The sequence below is a fragment of the Oryzibacillus soli genome (genome assembly GCF_051594765.1).
Taxonomy (GTDB): Bacteria; Bacillota; Bacilli; order Paenibacillales; family NBRC-103111; genus Paenibacillus_AR.
The window spans coordinates 403,626-419,769 of the sequence record NZ_JBPPGJ010000001.1; the positions used below are offsets into that span (position 1 = coordinate 403,626).

A 16,144-nucleotide genomic window follows, 5' to 3' on the forward strand; every position below is an offset into this window, starting at 1 on the left:
CGGGTAGGGCACGGGGCTCTCAGCCCTGACCCACGATAGATACCCGTTTGACACCGTCGTGCAGGCGCAGGGTATCGAGCAAGGTAACGAACTGCTCGCCCATAAGCGAGGTGTCGACGGAGATCACCACGTTGGCCATCCCCTGCAGCGGGATGGTCTGGTGGATCGTCAGCACGTTGCCCTCGAGGCTGGCGATCAGGGCCAATACCTTCGAAAGGATGCCCGAGCGGTGCTCCAGATCCATCGAAATGGTCACGATGCGCTCCCGCTCCAGCTTGCTCAAAGGAAAGATACCGTCTTTATATTTGTAGAAGGCGCTTCGGCTTAGTCCTGCCCGGTCCACGGCTTCGTGGATGGTCTTGGCATGCCCCTGGGCCAGCATCTCCTTAACCTGCATGGTCTTCACCAGCGCCTCCGGCAGGATGTCCTCCCGGACCAGGTAATACCGATCTGTAGGTTTTGTCTCCGGCATAACCGTATTCGTCCTCTCCAAAAAGACTTTTGTTTACCTATAGTGGACATTATAGCGGAATCTAACGGATCCGGCAATAGGCCGGAGCGAATTTTTCGCCCGGCTTGTCTGCTCCTGCTATGAATGCAGAGGATCCCGAACAAGCAATACACTGATTTTACCACATCGGCGGTGATCGTCCATAGCTTCCCCCGGATGCATACGACCCGGCCCCCCCCATGACCCGGCGTACGGCAAAAAGCCCCCAACCCATGTATCGAACACGGGTTGGAGGTTTTGTCGGTGGAGAAAGTAGCCTAAGCCCGCTTGCCTGCAGCGGCGGCCGCATTCTCCACCCGCTCCGCCTTGACGGCGCAGAGCTTGAACTCGGGCATCCGGCTCACCGGATCCAGCCGGTCCAGAGTCAGGCGGTTGATGGACTGCTCCCCTCCCCAATGGAAGGGAACGAAGATGGTCCGCGGATGAATGGCCTCCGTGACCTTGACGTCGAAGACGGCGGAGCCCCGCCGGCTCTCCAGCTTGATCCGGCTGCCGTGGGTCATGCCGATCCGTTCCGCCAGCCACGGGTGGATCTCCGCTACGGGCACGGGTGCTTTTTTATTCAAGCCCTCGGAGCGGCGGGTCTGGGCGCCGCTCAGATAGTGGTTGGAGAGCCGCCCCGTGGTCAGGACGTACGGGTATTCCTCGTCCACGGGCTCCGCCGGAAGCTTCGGCGTCACGCCGAACATCCGGGCCTTGCCGTCCGGATGGGCGAAGCGTTCGGCGAAGGGCATGGGCGTACCCGGATGATCCGGCGCGGGACAAGGCCAGAAGACGCCCTCCTTGCCCCGGAGCCTGCCGTAGCTCAGCCCGCTGTAGTCCGCCGCTCCTCCGGCGCTGGCTCTGCAGAGCTCATCGAAGATGTCCTCCATAGAGCCGTACCGGAAGTATGCCCCCCGGCCCAGGCGCTCCGCCAGCTCGCAGAGGAGCACCCAGTCCTGCTTGCAGCGTCCGGGCAGCTCCAGCAGCTTGGAGCGGTGGAACACCCGGCCCTCCAGATTGGTCATCGTCCCTTCCGCTTCCAGGAAGGAGGGGCCTGGCAGCAGCCAATGGGCCAGCTTCGCCGTCTCGGTCTCGAACATATCGACGACGACCAGGAGCTCCAGCTTCTTCAGCATCTCCTCCACCTTGGTGCTGTTGGGGCTGGAGACGACGGGATTGGAGCCCAGCACGATCAGGGCTTTGATCTCGCCGCTGCCCACCTTCTCCAGGAGCTCGTAGGCGGAGACACCCTTGCCGGGCAGCTCGGCGGGATCGATTCCCCACACTCCCGCCACATGCTCCCGGGCCGCCGGGTCCTCGATCAGGCGGTAGCCGGGCAGCTGGTCGGCCTTTTGGCCGTGCTCCCGGCCCCCTTGGCCGTTAGCCTGCCCGGTCACCGCGCCGTAGCCGCAGCCGGGGCGCCCCATTTTGCCGGTAACGAGAGCCAGGTTGATGTACTGCAGCGTATTCTCCACACCGTTCACCTGCTGCTCCAGCCCCCGTGCCGTCAGCACCACGCCGGTCTCCGCCTTGGCGAAGCCACGGGCGATGGTGCGGACCACGGCGGCCAGCACTCCCGTATACAGCTCCACCTTCTCGGGAGTGAAGGGCTTGACGGCTGCACGGACCTCCTCCAGACCGGAGGAGACCCTGGCCTTAATGAAAGCCTGGTCCTCCAGCCCTTCGGCCAGAATTACATGCAGGAGGCCGCTGACGAATACCGAATCGAACCCGGGCTGCAGGCGCACGTGAATGTCCGCCACCTTGGAGGTCAGCGTGTTCCGGGGGTCGATGGTAACGATGGTGGCGCCGTTCTTCTTGGCCTCCATGAGGTAGGGCATGAAAGTGGGCTGGCACTCAGCCACGTTGGTTCCCGCCAGTATGATGTACTTAGCCTTCGGAATCTCCGACAGCGGCATGGTCATGCCACGGTCCATGCCGAAGGCCCGATTGGAGGCTGCCGCCGCCGAGGACATGCAGTACCGGCCGTTGTAATCGATATATTTGGAGCGGAGCGCCACCCTTGTGAATTTGCCCAGCAGATAGGAGACTTCATTGGTAAGCGAGCCCCCGCCGTATACGCCTACGGCATCGGCGCCGTATCGGCTCTGCAAGTCCCGGATCGTTACCGCGATCCGGTCCAGCGCCGTCTCCCAATCCGTCGGACGCCACTTGGACAGCCCCGGGCCGCCCTTGTAGTGAGGCTCCAGAATCCGCTCCTGGTGCTTGACATGCTGAAGAACATGGAGCCCCTTCTGGCACAGCCTGCCCGTTGCCACGGGGAAATCCTGGGCCGGCTTCACCTTATAACCCGAGAGAGCGCCCGCCGGCTCCTGCTCCAGCACTAACCCGCATTGCATGCTGCAGAAGCAGCAGTGGGATCGGGACATCCTCCTTCCCCCTCCTCTCCGTGCGTTTCCCCCTTCTGCCTGCCTTGCGGCTGCAGAGGGAACCCGCTATACTTATGGCATTTATGCTCTCCCATTCCCTTGAACGAGGTGCTGATCGTGTATACCTTGCGATTGATGGCCGTCGCCATGCTGTTCAACGGCGGCGATATGCTGATGATGAAACGCTCTCCGAACCGTACGCTCTCTCCCGGCATGTGGGCCGGCGTCGGCGGGCATCTGGAGCCCTCCGAGCTCGGCGACCCCCGGGCCGCCTGCCTCCGCGAGGTGGAGGAGGAGACCGGGCTGCGCCCCGAGGAGATCCGGGACCTGGAGCTGAAGTACATTCTGCTCCGGTTGAACGGCACCGATCTCCGGCAGCAGTTCGTCTACACCGGGCGGACCGACCGCCGTGACGTGGCGACGACCGAGGAAGGAGAGCTCCACTGGATTCCGAAGGAGGAGATCCTGAACCGGGACCTTCCCTTCGTGTTCCGTTCGCTCCTGGCCCATTGGCTTTCGGAGGAGCCCTCCGATGCCGTATGGATGGGAACGGCCACGCTGGAGGATGCCGGCTCCGGACATCCGGAGGAGCCCCGTCCCGTTATCCGGTGGGTGCCGGTCCGGGATCCGGGAAGGATGTAGCCGGCTAATTCGCCTGCCTCTTCGGATCCCGATCGTAGAGCTTGGTCAGATCCTTCCACTTCTTCAGCACCTTCCAGGCTTCCTTGCGGGCATACAGCTGGCGTGCAAGCTGGAAGCCCTCCTCGTAGGTGGCCACCTTTTCGTACCAGTACAGCCGGAGGCCGGCATTGAAGATCACGTGATCCCTCTCGCTCCTGAGCTCCGGCGATTCATCCCCCTGGATGACCCGGTGAAGCAGGGTCAGCTGAGTTTCCGAATCGATGGGCCCAAGCGGCGATCCCCCGAAGCCGAAGGTGGAGGGATCCAGGACGGTGGTTTCGTCGCCATATGGCGTGACGATGCGGATCGCGCTGGTTTTGGTGATTGGCACATCCTCCGAGCCTTCCATGCCCTGGACGATCATCGCCTTCTGCAGTCCCGCCTTCGGCAGAATCTGCACCAGGTGCTGCATGGCCGTCCGGTGGTTGACGCCGATGATCATCTGATGGGACTGCACCGGATTCAGCACCTTCTCCACCGTATTCATGAACGTGCGCAGTCCCATCTCCTCCCGCACCTTGCGGATCTGGGCCAGAGCCGGGCACATCCGGTCCGTCCAGATGAAGCCGATCTTCACAGAGCCGAATACCGTCTCCCAATCCTTCGCGGACAGCTCCGTACGGACGCCGAGGCCTTCGAGCAGGTACCGGATGGACGTTCCCAGCTTCGGCGGCAGAGAATCGCTGCCGTGCAGCACCTGTGGGAACCCCACCGAGGCCAGCATGAGGCTAACCGGTATGGTAACCGGAAACAGATGCCTGCCGTCATACGGTCCGGCGTTGTTCAGCGAGTCGGAGTAAGAGGCGTAAGGCAGGGAATACCTGCGGAACACGTCGATGAACGCCATGATCTCGTCATCCGATTCCCCCTTCATCCGCACTGCCATCAGGAAGGCCGCCGTCTGGGCCTCCGTCGCTTCTCCCCTCGCAATCGCATGCGCCGCCGCAACCGCCTCGTCATAGGACAGATTCCGGGAGCCCAGCTTGCCGGTACCCGCCGCTTTGATCCACTGTTTCATCCTTTTATCCCTCCTTTCAGCCGGAAGTCGCCCGCGGGAGCTTGAACGGGTCATCCCTTAATAGTTGACACCGGTCTCCGCCGTTGCCCAGGAACGCCTCCAGCTGATTGATCTGCTGTAGAACAGGAATGTGGCTACCGCCACGATAGAGCCGATGACAATAAACCCGGTGGAGAAGGTCCCCGTCATTTCACGAATATAGCCCAGCAGGAACGGGAGCGCGAAGCCGCCGAGTCCGCCGGCCGCTCCGACGATGCCGGTCACGACGCCGATTTCCTTCGGGAAGCGCTGGGGGACGATCTGGAAGATGGAGCCGTTGCCCATACCGAGGCATATCATGGTCAGCACGAAGAGCGCCGTTGCCAGCCCCAGGGACGGAAGAGAAGACAGGAAATAAAGAAGCACGGAAATGAAACCGAAGAGGACCAATAAGAATCTCATCCCTCCAATCTTGTCGGCGATGTATCCGCCGATGGGACGTACGAAGCTGCCTGCGATCACCGTCAAGGTAACCAGATAGCCGACCTGAACCTTGGTAATGCCGCCCGGAACCGCCGTCTCGCCGTATTGGTCGAACAAGAAGATGCTCAGATAGCTGGCGAAGCCTACAAAACCGCCGAAGGTAATGGAGTAGAAGAAGCAGAACCACCAGGTGTCGCCGTATTTCAACATCTGCAGATAATCGGAGAATTTCTTCGGTTCGGGCTGGTTTGGGCTGTCCTTCGCCATGATCAGGTAGGTGACCATCACGATGGTGAGCGGAAGGAGCGCCATGCCGAACACATTATGCCATCCGTAGGCTGCCGCCAGCTGGGGACCGAAGAAGGTGGCGAGTGCGGTGCCGCTATTTCCCGCTCCTGCAATTCCCATGGCCAGGCCCTGGTATTGCGGGGGATACCATCTGCTGGCCAGCGAGAGGGAAACCGCGAAGCTGGCGCCTGCAATGCCGAGCAGGAAGCCCAGCATGTGAATCTGATTCAGCGTAGTGCCGCCAAGCCACCCCCACAGGAGCGGAATGTAAGTCAACACCATGCCGATCATGCCGGCCTTCTTGGAGCCGATCCGGTCCGCCAGGATCCCCATCGGGATCCGGAAGAAGGCGCCGCCCAAGGTGGGAATGGCGACCATCAGCGCTTTCTGCGAGGCGGTCAGCCCGAAATCCTTGGTGATGTAGAGAGACAGAGCGCCGCACATGACCCAAATCATGAAACTCACATCAAAGTAGAGAAAAGCTGACACCAAACTCGGAAAATGACCTGCTTTTCGAAAGGACTTTACTTCCATCCCTCTCCATCCTCCTTAATATCTTATTATATGTTAGTATTCCTCACACTTCAAATATACATTGCGTTCACAAAAAGTTCAATGCTTTTTCCGCAAAAAGTTCACCTTTTTGTGAAGAAAGTTATTGAACATGCTTGATTTTCGTAGGTCTATTTTCCATTAACGAACATTACATGTGCTAATTTTATGTATTGTTCGGTTTGGTCACGGAAACAACAAAAAAAGACCTTCCTTACATCAACATGACGTAAGGAAGGTCTCGCCTTCATCAGCTTATCCTTGATCGTTAAATTCGAATTCAAACTCCCCGATGCGCACCGTCTGCCCTTCTTCAATCCCACGGTCGCGCAGTGCCTGGTCGACGCCCATCTTCCGCAGCGTACGGCCGAAACGGACAGCCGCATCGTACGATGCGAAGTTGAAACGTTTGAGCATCTTCTCGATACTTTCGCTCTCCACGATGAACACATCGTTCTCCCGGCGAATGGTGAAGTCATTGGGATCAGCCTGGCGATTGGCGAAGGTGTAGACCACCCGCTCCTCTACCTCTTCGGGCTCCTCCTCCACGGTCTCCGGAAGGGACTCGAGCAGACCCGCAATCTTGAATACGAGCTCCCGCACCCCTTGGCGCGATGCGGCGGAGATGGGCAGCACCTCGGTGATCCCATGGTTCTCCTCCAGCTTCTTCTTGAATTCCTCGAGGAACAGCTCCGCCTCCGGAATATCCATCTTATTGGCGACGACGAGCTGCGGACGCTGCTCCAGCTTCACGTTGTACAGCTTCAACTCCTCGTTGATCTTCAGCCAGTCCTCGTAAGGATCACGGCCCTCGGAGCCCGACATATCCACGATGTGGACGATGACCCGGGTCCGCTCGATATGCCGGAGGAACTCATGTCCGAGACCGACCCCCTCATGGGCGCCCTCGATCAATCCGGGCAGGTCCGCCATGACGAAGCTGCGTCCTTCCTCTACATCCACAACCCCCAGGTTCGGAGTCAGCGTGGTAAAATGGTACGCCCCGATCTTCGGCTGCGCGGCAGACACCATGGACAAGAGCGTGGACTTGCCCACGCTGGGGAAGCCTACCAATCCCACGTCCGCCATGACCTTCAGCTCCAGCACGACCCAACGCTCCTGGCCTTCCTCGCCTTTCTCCGCAATCTCCGGAGCCGGGTTGCTGATGGAGGCGAACCGAGTGTTGCCCCGGCCTCCACGGCCGCCCTTGGCCACCACTACCTCTTGACCGTGGCGGGTCATGTCGGCGATCACCTCTTTGGTGTCGTCATCCACGAGGATCGTCCCGGGCGGAACCCGCACGACCATATCCTCCGCACCGGCGCCGTGGCGGTTCTTCGTCATGCCGCGTTCCCCTTTGGGCGCCTTGTAGTGCCTCTGATACCGGAAATCCATCAATGTCCGGAGTCCTTCGTCCACACGGAAGATCACATCTCCGCCCCGGCCGCCGTCGCCGCCTGCCGGACCGCCGTTCGGCACATATAACTCGCGCCGGTAAGAGACGATTCCATCCCCACCGTCGCCGCCTTTGACAAATACCTTCGCTACATCTACAAACATCCTGCCACCTCTTCTATGTACGGAATGGAAGCGCTAACGCCACAACAGCCTGCTCTTCCCCGAATTGCTCTTCTCTGATCTGCAAGCCAGTGCCACGCTCCGCCAGGAACGCCCGGATTCCTTGCTCCATCCGGCTCCAAGCCCCGTCCCCCTGGTAGACGAAATCCACCAGAAGCTCGTCCCCGTCTTCGTCGAACCCGATGCTCAGCAGTCCTGCTTCCCCCGCCTCCTGGGCGGCGCAAGGCTGGATGATCTCCACGACGCCCCGGATGAGACGGTACACCTCTTCCCCGCCCATCTTCAGCCTGCGAAGGTCAATCTCCTGCTCCAGCTCCACTTCTACGGTGCAGCTGCCGTTCTCAATCCGTTTCTCCAGAAGGTAGACGATCAGCTCGGGAATTCCCAGCTTGCTCAGATAGCTCTCATGCAGCCCCGTTGTTCTTATCTTGTCCATATAATCCGGCAAATTATCATAGCGCTTCAGCCTGGCATACCCGTACAGCACCTGCATCTCATTCATCCAATCATGCCGATGGTGCCCCAGCAGACGGATCATCCGGTCCCGCCATTGCGAATCCCGTTCTGCCAGCTCCGCTTCCCGATCCTGCTTGTCCGCTCTGCGCGAAAACCAAGTGCAGGCTGCTGCCGCAAACGCCAGCAAGAGCCGGACAACGAGCGGAAAAGAAAAGAGCGCCAGTCCGGCCAACGCCGCTATACCGGCTTATTCCGCCGTCTTGCGCAACCCCCACTTACGCCTCATCCCATCTTCTCCGTTCCTTCGGAAATATCCATTTCCAAAGTATAGCATGATTGTCCTTAAACTTCACTACCTCCCATGGCAAGTAATGGTAAAACCACCTGCATAGGCTGCTCGTAATAAAAAAACTCCGGCAGTGAAATCCCGCCGGAGTTCTTCTATCGTTCCTTAACCCTCAACAGCTGCAGCAACCGGTGCCACTTCGACCGGGTAGACGCTGACCTTCTTACGGTCGCGGCCCCAACGCTCGAACTTGACGACGCCTTCGACCAGCGCGAACAGCGTGTCGTCCTTACCGAGTCCTACATTGTTGCCCGGGTGAATCTTCGTGCCGCGTTGACGCACGAGGATGCTTCCAGCAGTAACGGCTTGACCGTCAGCACGCTTCACGCCAAGGCGCTTGGAGATGCTGTCACGACCGTTCTTTGTGGAACCTACACCCTTCTTGGAAGCGAACAATTGCAAATTCAACTTCAACATGGATGTCTACCTCCTTCTTGCTTTATGATCTTGCATCCCGAACGACGACGAAGTCGCCGTATGACTCTTCTATGGCTCGCAGCATGACAATCATCGATTCCAGCAGAAGCTGGACTCGACCAGGCGTGTCCCCATCCGGTAGGTCCGGAACAGAGGCCTGAAGATATCCGTCCTTCATGCGGCTGACCAGCTCAACGCCGGCCAAGGCCTCGATGGAGTTGACGGTGCCTACCGCAACCGCTGATACGCCGGCGCAGACGATATCCTTGCCGGGATCCGAATAGAAGGCATGGCCTTTAACGGTGAAGGAACGGATGGTTCCGTCCTTCCTTCGGTCAATCTTCACCTGAATCATCGCCGGGCCTCCAATTAAGCTTGGATGGCTTCGATGGTGATCTTGGTGTAAGGCTGACGATGGCCTTGCTTCTTGCGGTAGTTCTTCTTCGGCTTATATTTGAAAACGATGATCTTCTTGTCTTTGCCATGCTTCTCCACTTTCGCGGATACAGAAGCGCCGGCTACGAGCGGAGATCCTACCACCAAGCCGTCTTCTTTGCTTACGAGCAGAACACGGTCGAATTTCACCACGTCGCCTTCGTTAGCATTCAGCTTCTCGATGTACAATACGTCGCCTTGTTGAACTTTGTATTGCTTACCACCAGTTTCGATAACTGCGTACATTTGCGTTGCACCTCCTCATGAAGAGACTCGCCGTGAGTCAAGGTGGCCTTGCGGCACTTGGGTACCCGACCCGTGCGGTTGCAGCATGTTTTGCAACATACCAAAGTAGAATACCACAATCCGTCGGATTGCGCAACCCATAGGAGTCATAAAGATTTCCTGCGGCTCCCGGCTAGGTATCCCTCTGCTGGGATAAGGACGGAAGCTGCTTCGAGGGAAGCCGGCCCACTCCGCCGCATTGCGGACAGGGCTCGGTCAGGAGCTCGTCCAGGTTCGGGCGAACCTTCTTCCGGGTGATCTCCACCAGCCCCAGCTTGGTCCAGCCGACGACCTGCACCTTGGTGCGGTCCTTGCGCATGCAGGATTCCAGCCGTTCCGTCACCAGCCTCCGGTGCCGCTCCTCATCCATGTCGATGAAGTCCGCAATGATCATGCCGCCGATGTCCCGCAGCCTTAAGAGCCGGGCGATCTCCTCCGCCGCCTCCAGGTTGGTCTCGAACACCGTCTGCTCCAGATCCACCGTGCCGGTATACTTCCCGGTGTTCACGTCGATTACCGTCAGCGCCTCGGTGATGTCCACCACCAGATAGCCGCCGTTGGCCAGCCATACCTTCCGGCGGAAGGCCCGCTCCAGCTGCTCCTCGATCCCGTAGTGCTTCAAGACGGACCCGCCCTCCTGAAAAAGACGGACCCGCCCCTTCAGCTCGGGCGCGAAGCTGGACAGGAGCGCCCCAATCTCCTGGGCGGAGCGACCGTCATCAATGACGAGCTCATCCACGGAGTCGGAGAACAAGTCCCGAATCAAGCGGTGAATCATGCCCAGATCCCGGTACAGGAGAGCCGGCGGTACAGATTCCTCCGCCCGCCGCAGGAGTCCAGCCCAGATTCCGTTCAGAATCGCCAGATCCTTCTCCAGCGATTCCTCGGATTCCCCCTCGGCCACAGTACGAATGATCAGCCCGTCGCCCGGCTGCCGGATCTGGTTGCCGGCATTCTTCAGGCGCAGCCGCTCCTGCTCGGATTCGATCTTGCGGGACACCGCCACATAATCGGCGTCGGGCAGGAGCACCACCCAGCGTCCCGGGATGGTGAAATGGGTCGTCACCCGGGCGCCCTTGGTGCCCAAGGGTTCTTTTTTGACCTGGACCAAGAGCTCCTGGCCTTCCTTTACCAGCTCCGTAATGGAGGGCTTCACCTTCGGCTTCTTCTCCAGATGCACCGGCAGCAGATCGTCAATATACAAGAAAGCATTCTTCTTAAGCCCGATATCCACGAAGGCCGCCTGCATGCCGGGCAATACGTTGACCACTCTGCCCTTGTAGATATTGCCGGCACGTTCGCGATCCTCCGGCTGCTCCACGAAAAATTCCGCTAATTGTCCGTCTTCCATCAGGGCTACAGTGCTTGCCCCCGGTTCATATCGAACGACTATCCGCTTCATGCCTTGCCTCACCCCATCGCCGCGAAAAAGTCTGTTTTAACATTGTAGCACACCCGCCCTTCACAGGGCACTAACCGATTTTTGGCGGTCGCGGCGGACGGAAGGAATCAGGTCCTGCACGGCGGTCCACGGGAGGACCCAGCCGATTGAGATAAGCCTGCAGCAGATGGGCTTCGGGCAGCACCCGAAGGACTCGGCCGCCCTGGCCCACGATATACAAGAGATGGGGCGATTCCCTCATGAAGCGCCGGAAAACCTCCATCGGAGGGGTATCCGGACGGACCAGGAGGGGCAGCGGCATCCGGCCCGCCTCCAGGAGGGCTCCGGCCCGCTTCTCCCGGTTGACCAGGAAGCGCAGGAACTGGAAGTGCAGGTTTTTGTGCCCGTACCAATTCGTATAGAACAGGAACACGGCGATTACCAGCAGATTCAGCTGAATGCCACCTGACGGATAGCGCAGGAGCGAGGCGGTACCCAGCATCAGCGCGATCAGGATGCTCAAGACCGTCATAAACGATAAGGTGCGGTGATAGGGCATCATGTAGCTCAGCAGGCTCTGCAGCAGCTTCCCCCCGTCAAGCGGGAGGGCGGGAAGCAGATTGAACAGGCCGATCATGACGTTGGCTTGGAGGAAGTAGTCCCAATAAGCGGGATCCCCCCAGCCGGCCAGCTTCATTCCCCAGGCAAAGGCGGCCATCCAGGCGTTCTGCAGCGGTCCGCACAGGGCGACGACGAATTCCTCGCGGGCCGGCACGTTGGCGGACTCGTCCACCTCCGCCACTCCGCCGAAGGGAAGCAGCTGTACCTGCCGGACCCGCCAGCCGAAGCTCTTCGCCGCCGCCACATGACCCAGCTCGTGGATGGTCACCACCCCGAAGAGGGTCATCATCTCCGCGAAGTAGCCCGTGAGCACCGACGCCAGCATCAGGAGGACAAACAGCGGATGAAGCCGATAGGCTGTCCCTCCCCATCTAATCAAAGGTCACCACATCCGCCGGATCGACGTAGCGCTGGTCCTTCATCACCGCCAGGTAGACGGCTCCCTGCCCTTCCTGCTCCCGCGCCGTTCCGATGACGTCGCCGGCCTTGACCCAATCGCCGGCCTCCCACTTGGTGGGCTGGAGCCCGCCGTAGGTCACCCGGTAGCCGTCCGCATGCTGGATGACTAGGGTCGGGCCGGTCTCCGGCGTCTCCCCCGAGAATTCGATCCGGCCGTCATCCACCGCCGCCACGTGGGCGTCCTTTCGTGTTGACAGCCATATGCCCTGCTTGGCTTCGGTGTAGCCTTCCTTGACCTTCCCCTTCACAGGGGGGGTGTTGAACCGCTTAGCCGTTACGGGCGCGTGGACCTTGGTCGCATTGGACTTGTCTCCGAAGGCCGGGAGAAAGGAAGGAGCCCCATCGAAGGTTCGGGCATACCAATCCGCAACGGCACCGAAATCCATATCCTCACTAAGCGCGGATACCAGGTAGCCCTTCACCTTGGCGGACCACGGCGTGTCCAAGTGCGTAACGGCCAAGGCTCCGAGGAACAACACGGCCGCCACCCCGGTCTTCAGCATGAACATTCTGCCGGCGGGACCTCTCCCTCCTGCCCTGCCTCCACCGGTCCGGGTTTCGTCCGGCCCCGTCCACCTGCCGGAGCCGGGGGCTCCGGGATCGGGAGCCTCGCCGGGGGAGGCTCCGCCAGGTGGAGCATCCCCGTCGGCGTACCAGCGCAGGAGCTCCTTCTCCCGGTTCTTCCAGGCCACCTCGGGATCACCTCCGTGGTCCGGCTCCGGCGGAAGCGGCCCCTTAAGCCAGAGCGGCCCGAGGCCATCTTCCGGCCGGCCATACGTACTTTTGCCGTCACCGGGCCCTTCCCTTCGGACTGACGAAGGCGGCACGCCCTCTATATGCGCCGACTTCCGGGCCTGCAGCTCCCGAATCCGGTCTTGTCTTCTCTTCTGGACATTGGCTTTCACTTCCACACCGTCCGCCTCCCCCGCTTAAGGCTTGTTCATCTGTTACTCCATCCTATGCCTGTCCGGGGGCGTTTATGAGCTTGGGGGACCGCCTCGGGGCCGCCAAGTTGTCCACTTCTCTTGAATCCGGTGGGACGTTCTGGTAATCTAATCGCAGCAAGGAGCGAGGGAGGGGCCGGGTATGGATAGCCTTCAGGTGAAGAAGGTGCTGAACAATAACGTCATCATAGCCATTCATCCGACCCACGGGGAAACCGTGGTAATCGGCAAGGGCATCGGCTTCGACCGGAAGCCCAAGGACCACATTCCCCTCGGCTCCATCGAGAAGATGTTCATCCTGACCAAGGAAAAGGAGATGGAACAGTACAAGTCTCTAATCCATCAGGTGGAGGAGTCGCTCATCGAGGTGATGAACGACGTGATCTTCTACATCCAGCAGCATGCGGGCGCTCCCCTGAACGAGCACATCCACATCGCCTTGACGGACCATATCGCCTTCGCGGTGAAACGCTTGAAGCAGCGGATCCCCATCATCAATCCGTTCTTGTACGAAACCCGGGAATTCTATCCCCGGGAATACGCCATGGCGGAGCATGTGGTGGCGGAGATCAACCGCCGATTGTCCATCGAGCTGCCCGAGGACGAGGTGGGCTTCGTCGCCCTGCACATCTACAGCGCCTTGACGAACCGGCATGTGACGGAGGTCAAGGAGCATTCCCGGCTGGTGGCCGAGCTCATCGAGCTTATCGAGTCCCGGCTCGGGATCAAGGTTCAGAAGGACAGCCTGAATTATTCCCGGCTGCTCCGTCATCTGATGGTGGCGCTGGAGCGGATCCGGCGGGGGGAGAATCTGGAGGAGCCGGGCAAGATCAGCGAGGTCATCAAGAACGAATACCCCGAAATGTATTCGCTTGCGTGGACCTTGATGAAGGTCATTCAGCAGCGTCTTCACAAGCCGGTTTATGATGCGGAGGCCGTTTACTTGACCCTTCATCTCCAGCGGCTGGCCGAAAAAAGGCCGGATTAAGCATTTTATCCACCGACTCCCCGGGGTTTGTGAATAAAATGCGAACGGATTGCAGGGCCGAATACTCCGTGCTATAATCGCCCTAGAACGAAACCGAAGCGTCTACAACCGAATATGTCGTGTTACTGATTCGATCAGGCATGAGCATAGAAGCGAAAGGCTTGTTGAATCCTCTTTCTAGAGGGGGATCTCAGCAAGGACCTGCGCTTCGTTGCTCATGCCTTTTTTGGTTTAAGACCTTCGGCATTTCCCATACATCCTGCAACCCACGAAAGGAGTCCCTCCCATGTTCAAGAAACTATTCGGCGTCCTGCAGAAGGTCGGCAAAGCCCTCATGCTGCCCGTAGCCATTCTTCCCGCCGCCGGCATTCTGCTTGCTCTCGGGAATGTCCTGCACAATCCCGAGCTGCTGTCCCGGGCCGCATTCCTGGATGCCCATTGGATTCAGATGCTGGCCAACGTCATGGAGCAATCCGGCAACATCGTATTCAGCAACCTGTCCCTCCTGTTCGCCGTAGGCGTTGCCGTCGGCCTGGCCGGCGGTGAAGGAGTCGCGGGGATCGCGGCCATCATCGGCTACCTGATCATGAACGTCACCATGGGCGTCTTCAAGAGCGTCACGCCGGAGATGGTCAAGACCGACATGTCCTACGCCAACGTGCTCGGCATCAACACCCTGCAGACCGGCGTCTTCGGCGGCATCATCGTCGGCATTTTGGCCGCGGTCATGTACAACAAGTACTTCAAGATCCAGCTGCCCTCCTATCTGGGCTTCTTCGCAGGCAAGCGCTTCGTTCCCATCGCGACGGCCGCATCCGCCCTGGTGCTCGGCATCGTGATGGTGTTCGTCTGGCCCCCGATTCAGGGCGGGCTGAACCACTTCTCTCATAACATGCTGAATGCCAACCCGACTCTGTCGGCCTTCATATTCGGTGTGATCGAGCGGGCCTTGATCCCGTTCGGCCTGCATCACATTTTCTACTCCCCGTTCTGGTTCGAGTTCGGCGAGTATGTAGATAAGGCGGGCAATCTGATCCACGGTGATCAGAAAATCTTCTTCGCCCAGCTGAAGGACGGCGTGGAGCTCACCGCCGGCACCTTTATGGTCGGCAAGTTCCCGTTCATGATGTTCGGCCTGCCCGCCGCGGCCTTGGCCATCTACCATGAAGCCCGTCCCGAGCAGAAAAAGATCGTCGCCGGCATCATGGGCTCCGCGGCGCTGACCTCCTTCCTGACAGGGATCACCGAGCCGATCGAGTTCTCGTTCCTGTTCGTGGCCCCGGTGCTGTTCGGGATCCATACGATTTTTGCAGGCCTGTCGTTTATGATCATGCAGATCTTGAACGTGAAGATCGGCATGACCTTCTCCGGCGGCGTCATCGACTACCTGCTGTTCGGCGTCATTCAGAACCGGACCGACTGGTGGCTGGTCGTGCCGGTGGGCTTGGCCTTCTCGGTCATCTACTACTTCGGTTTCCGGTTCGCGATCCGCAAGTTCAACCTGAAGACTCCGGGACGCGAGGATGCGGAGACAGCCGATGGTGCAGCAGCTGCTGCAGGTTCCGCCGAAGAACTGCCGAACAACATCTTGGCTGCACTGGGCGGCAAGGAAAATATCGACAACCTGGACGCCTGCATCACCCGCCTGCGCGTGCAGGTGAAGAGCAAGGACCAGGTGAACAAGGACCGTCTGAAGCAGCTGGGCGCCGCAGGTGTTCTGGAGGTCGGCAACAACATCCAAGCCATCTTCGGCACCCATTCGGACATCATCAAGACCCAGATCCACGACATCATGTCGGGGCGTACGCCAACGGCAGCCCCGGCTCCTAAGGCAGCGCCGGAGGCTCCGGCCGCCGGTGCGGGTGATCTGATGGCGGAGGAATTAATCGTCGCTCCGCTGACCGGCGAGTTGATGGATATTTCCCATGTGCCTGACGAGCTGTTCTCCCAGCGCCTGACGGGCGACGGTTTCGCCATCCTGCCTTCCGAAGGGACGGTTTCCTCCCCGGTGAACGGCACGATCTACAACGTATTCCCCAGCAAGCATGCCATCGGCATCCAATCCGATACGGGCAAGGAGCTGCTGGTGCACTTCGGCGTCAATACCGTGAAGCTGAAGGGCAAGGGCTTCGACGTGCTCGTGAAGGAAGGGGACCGCGTGGAAGCGGGCCAGCCGATCCTTCGCGTTGATCTTGAGACCGTCAAGGAGCTTGCGCCGTCCATCATGACTCCGGTTATTTTCACCAACCTGCCGGAGGGCGCCCGCGTAGAATTAAGCAAGACCGGTCACGTGGAGCGGGGCGAGCAAAACATCATCAAGCTCCGCGTATTGGAAGCCGTTCAGAGCTAA

At 59.7% G+C, this 16,144-nt stretch carries 15 protein-coding genes and 1 other annotated feature; of the genes, 3 read left to right on the plus strand and 12 right to left on the minus strand.

Translation table 11 applies throughout. The annotated features are described in order from the left end of the window. Nucleotides 1-19 precede the first annotated feature (19 nt). A complete protein-coding gene (gene thrR / locus ACSEXW_RS01470; RefSeq protein ID WP_438444305.1) occupies nucleotides 20-472 on the minus strand; it encodes a transcriptional regulator ThrR in 453 nt (150 codons plus the stop codon). 296 nt (nucleotides 473-768) lie between these two features. Then, nucleotides 769-2,883 (minus strand): molybdopterin oxidoreductase family protein, encoded by a 2,115-nt coding sequence (locus ACSEXW_RS01475; RefSeq protein ID WP_438444306.1) that lies wholly within the window; start codon nucleotides 2,881-2,883, stop codon nucleotides 769-771. 117 nt (nucleotides 2,884-3,000) lie between these two features. Here ACSEXW_RS01475 and ACSEXW_RS01480 point away from each other — a divergent pair, with 117 nt between their 5' ends. Beyond that, nucleotides 3,001-3,525, plus strand: a complete 525-nt coding sequence (locus ACSEXW_RS01480; RefSeq protein WP_438444307.1) for an NUDIX domain-containing protein — start codon at nucleotides 3,001-3,003, stop codon at nucleotides 3,523-3,525. 4 nt (nucleotides 3,526-3,529) lie between these two features. Here the strand turns inward: ACSEXW_RS01480 and ACSEXW_RS01485 are convergent, their stop codons facing one another. The 10 genes from ACSEXW_RS01485 to ACSEXW_RS01530 form a co-directional block, all read right to left on the minus strand. After that, complete coding sequence (locus ACSEXW_RS01485; RefSeq protein WP_438444308.1) at nucleotides 3,530-4,582, minus strand: anthranilate phosphoribosyltransferase; 1,053 nt, start codon at nucleotides 4,580-4,582, stop codon at nucleotides 3,530-3,532. Nucleotides 4,583-4,639: 57 nt separating this feature from the next. Continuing rightward, entirely contained in the window at nucleotides 4,640-5,866 is a 1,227-nt protein-coding gene (locus ACSEXW_RS01490; RefSeq protein ID WP_438444309.1) for an MFS transporter, read from the minus strand. A 273-nt stretch (nucleotides 5,867-6,139) separates the two neighbouring features. Continuing rightward, on the minus strand, nucleotides 6,140-7,444 hold the full coding sequence (gene obgE / locus ACSEXW_RS01495; RefSeq protein ID WP_438444310.1) for a GTPase ObgE: 1,305 nt from the start codon (nucleotides 7,442-7,444) through the stop codon (nucleotides 6,140-6,142). 13 nt (nucleotides 7,445-7,457) lie between these two features. Next, on the minus strand, nucleotides 7,458-8,150 hold the full coding sequence (locus ACSEXW_RS01500; protein WP_438444311.1) for a Spo0B domain-containing protein: 693 nt from the start codon (nucleotides 8,148-8,150) through the stop codon (nucleotides 7,458-7,460). A 219-nt stretch (nucleotides 8,151-8,369) separates the two neighbouring features. Further along, nucleotides 8,370-8,681, minus strand: a complete 312-nt coding sequence (rpmA, locus tag ACSEXW_RS01505; protein WP_438444312.1) for a 50S ribosomal protein L27 — start codon at nucleotides 8,679-8,681, stop codon at nucleotides 8,370-8,372. Nucleotides 8,682-8,703: 22 nt separating this feature from the next. After that, nucleotides 8,704-9,036, minus strand: coding sequence for a ribosomal-processing cysteine protease Prp (locus tag ACSEXW_RS01510; protein WP_438444313.1), 333 nt, complete (start codon nucleotides 9,034-9,036; stop codon nucleotides 8,704-8,706). A gap of 14 nt (nucleotides 9,037-9,050) precedes the next feature. Continuing rightward, nucleotides 9,051-9,362: a 50S ribosomal protein L21 gene (rplU, locus tag ACSEXW_RS01515; protein WP_438444314.1), complete on the minus strand. Its 312-nt coding sequence runs from the start codon at nucleotides 9,360-9,362 to the stop codon at nucleotides 9,051-9,053. A 13-nt stretch (nucleotides 9,363-9,375) separates the two neighbouring features. Further along, nucleotides 9,376-9,452, minus strand: a sequence feature (ribosomal protein L21 leader region). Between the two features lie 82 nt (nucleotides 9,453-9,534). Beyond that, on the minus strand, nucleotides 9,535-10,803 hold the full coding sequence (locus ACSEXW_RS01520; RefSeq protein WP_438444315.1) for an Rne/Rng family ribonuclease: 1,269 nt from the start codon (nucleotides 10,801-10,803) through the stop codon (nucleotides 9,535-9,537). Nucleotides 10,804-10,873: 70 nt separating this feature from the next. Next, nucleotides 10,874-11,782: a M50 family metallopeptidase gene (locus tag ACSEXW_RS01525; protein WP_438444316.1), complete on the minus strand. Its 909-nt coding sequence runs from the start codon at nucleotides 11,780-11,782 to the stop codon at nucleotides 10,874-10,876. Then, on the minus strand, nucleotides 11,775-12,773 hold the full coding sequence (locus ACSEXW_RS01530) for a peptidoglycan DD-metalloendopeptidase family protein (RefSeq protein ID WP_438444317.1): 999 nt from the start codon (nucleotides 12,771-12,773) through the stop codon (nucleotides 11,775-11,777). Before ACSEXW_RS01530 ends, ACSEXW_RS01525 begins: the two co-directional genes overlap by 8 nt. Before the next feature lie 175 nt (nucleotides 12,774-12,948). Here ACSEXW_RS01530 and glcT point away from each other — a divergent pair, with 175 nt between their 5' ends. Both glcT and ptsG read left to right on the plus strand, forming a co-directional pair. Next, nucleotides 12,949-13,794 (plus strand): glucose PTS transporter transcription antiterminator GlcT, encoded by an 846-nt coding sequence (glcT, locus tag ACSEXW_RS01535; RefSeq protein ID WP_438444318.1) that lies wholly within the window; start codon nucleotides 12,949-12,951, stop codon nucleotides 13,792-13,794. A 286-nt stretch (nucleotides 13,795-14,080) separates the two neighbouring features. Beyond that, entirely contained in the window at nucleotides 14,081-16,144 is a 2,064-nt protein-coding gene (gene ptsG, locus ACSEXW_RS01540; RefSeq protein ID WP_438444319.1) for a glucose-specific PTS transporter subunit IIBC, read from the plus strand.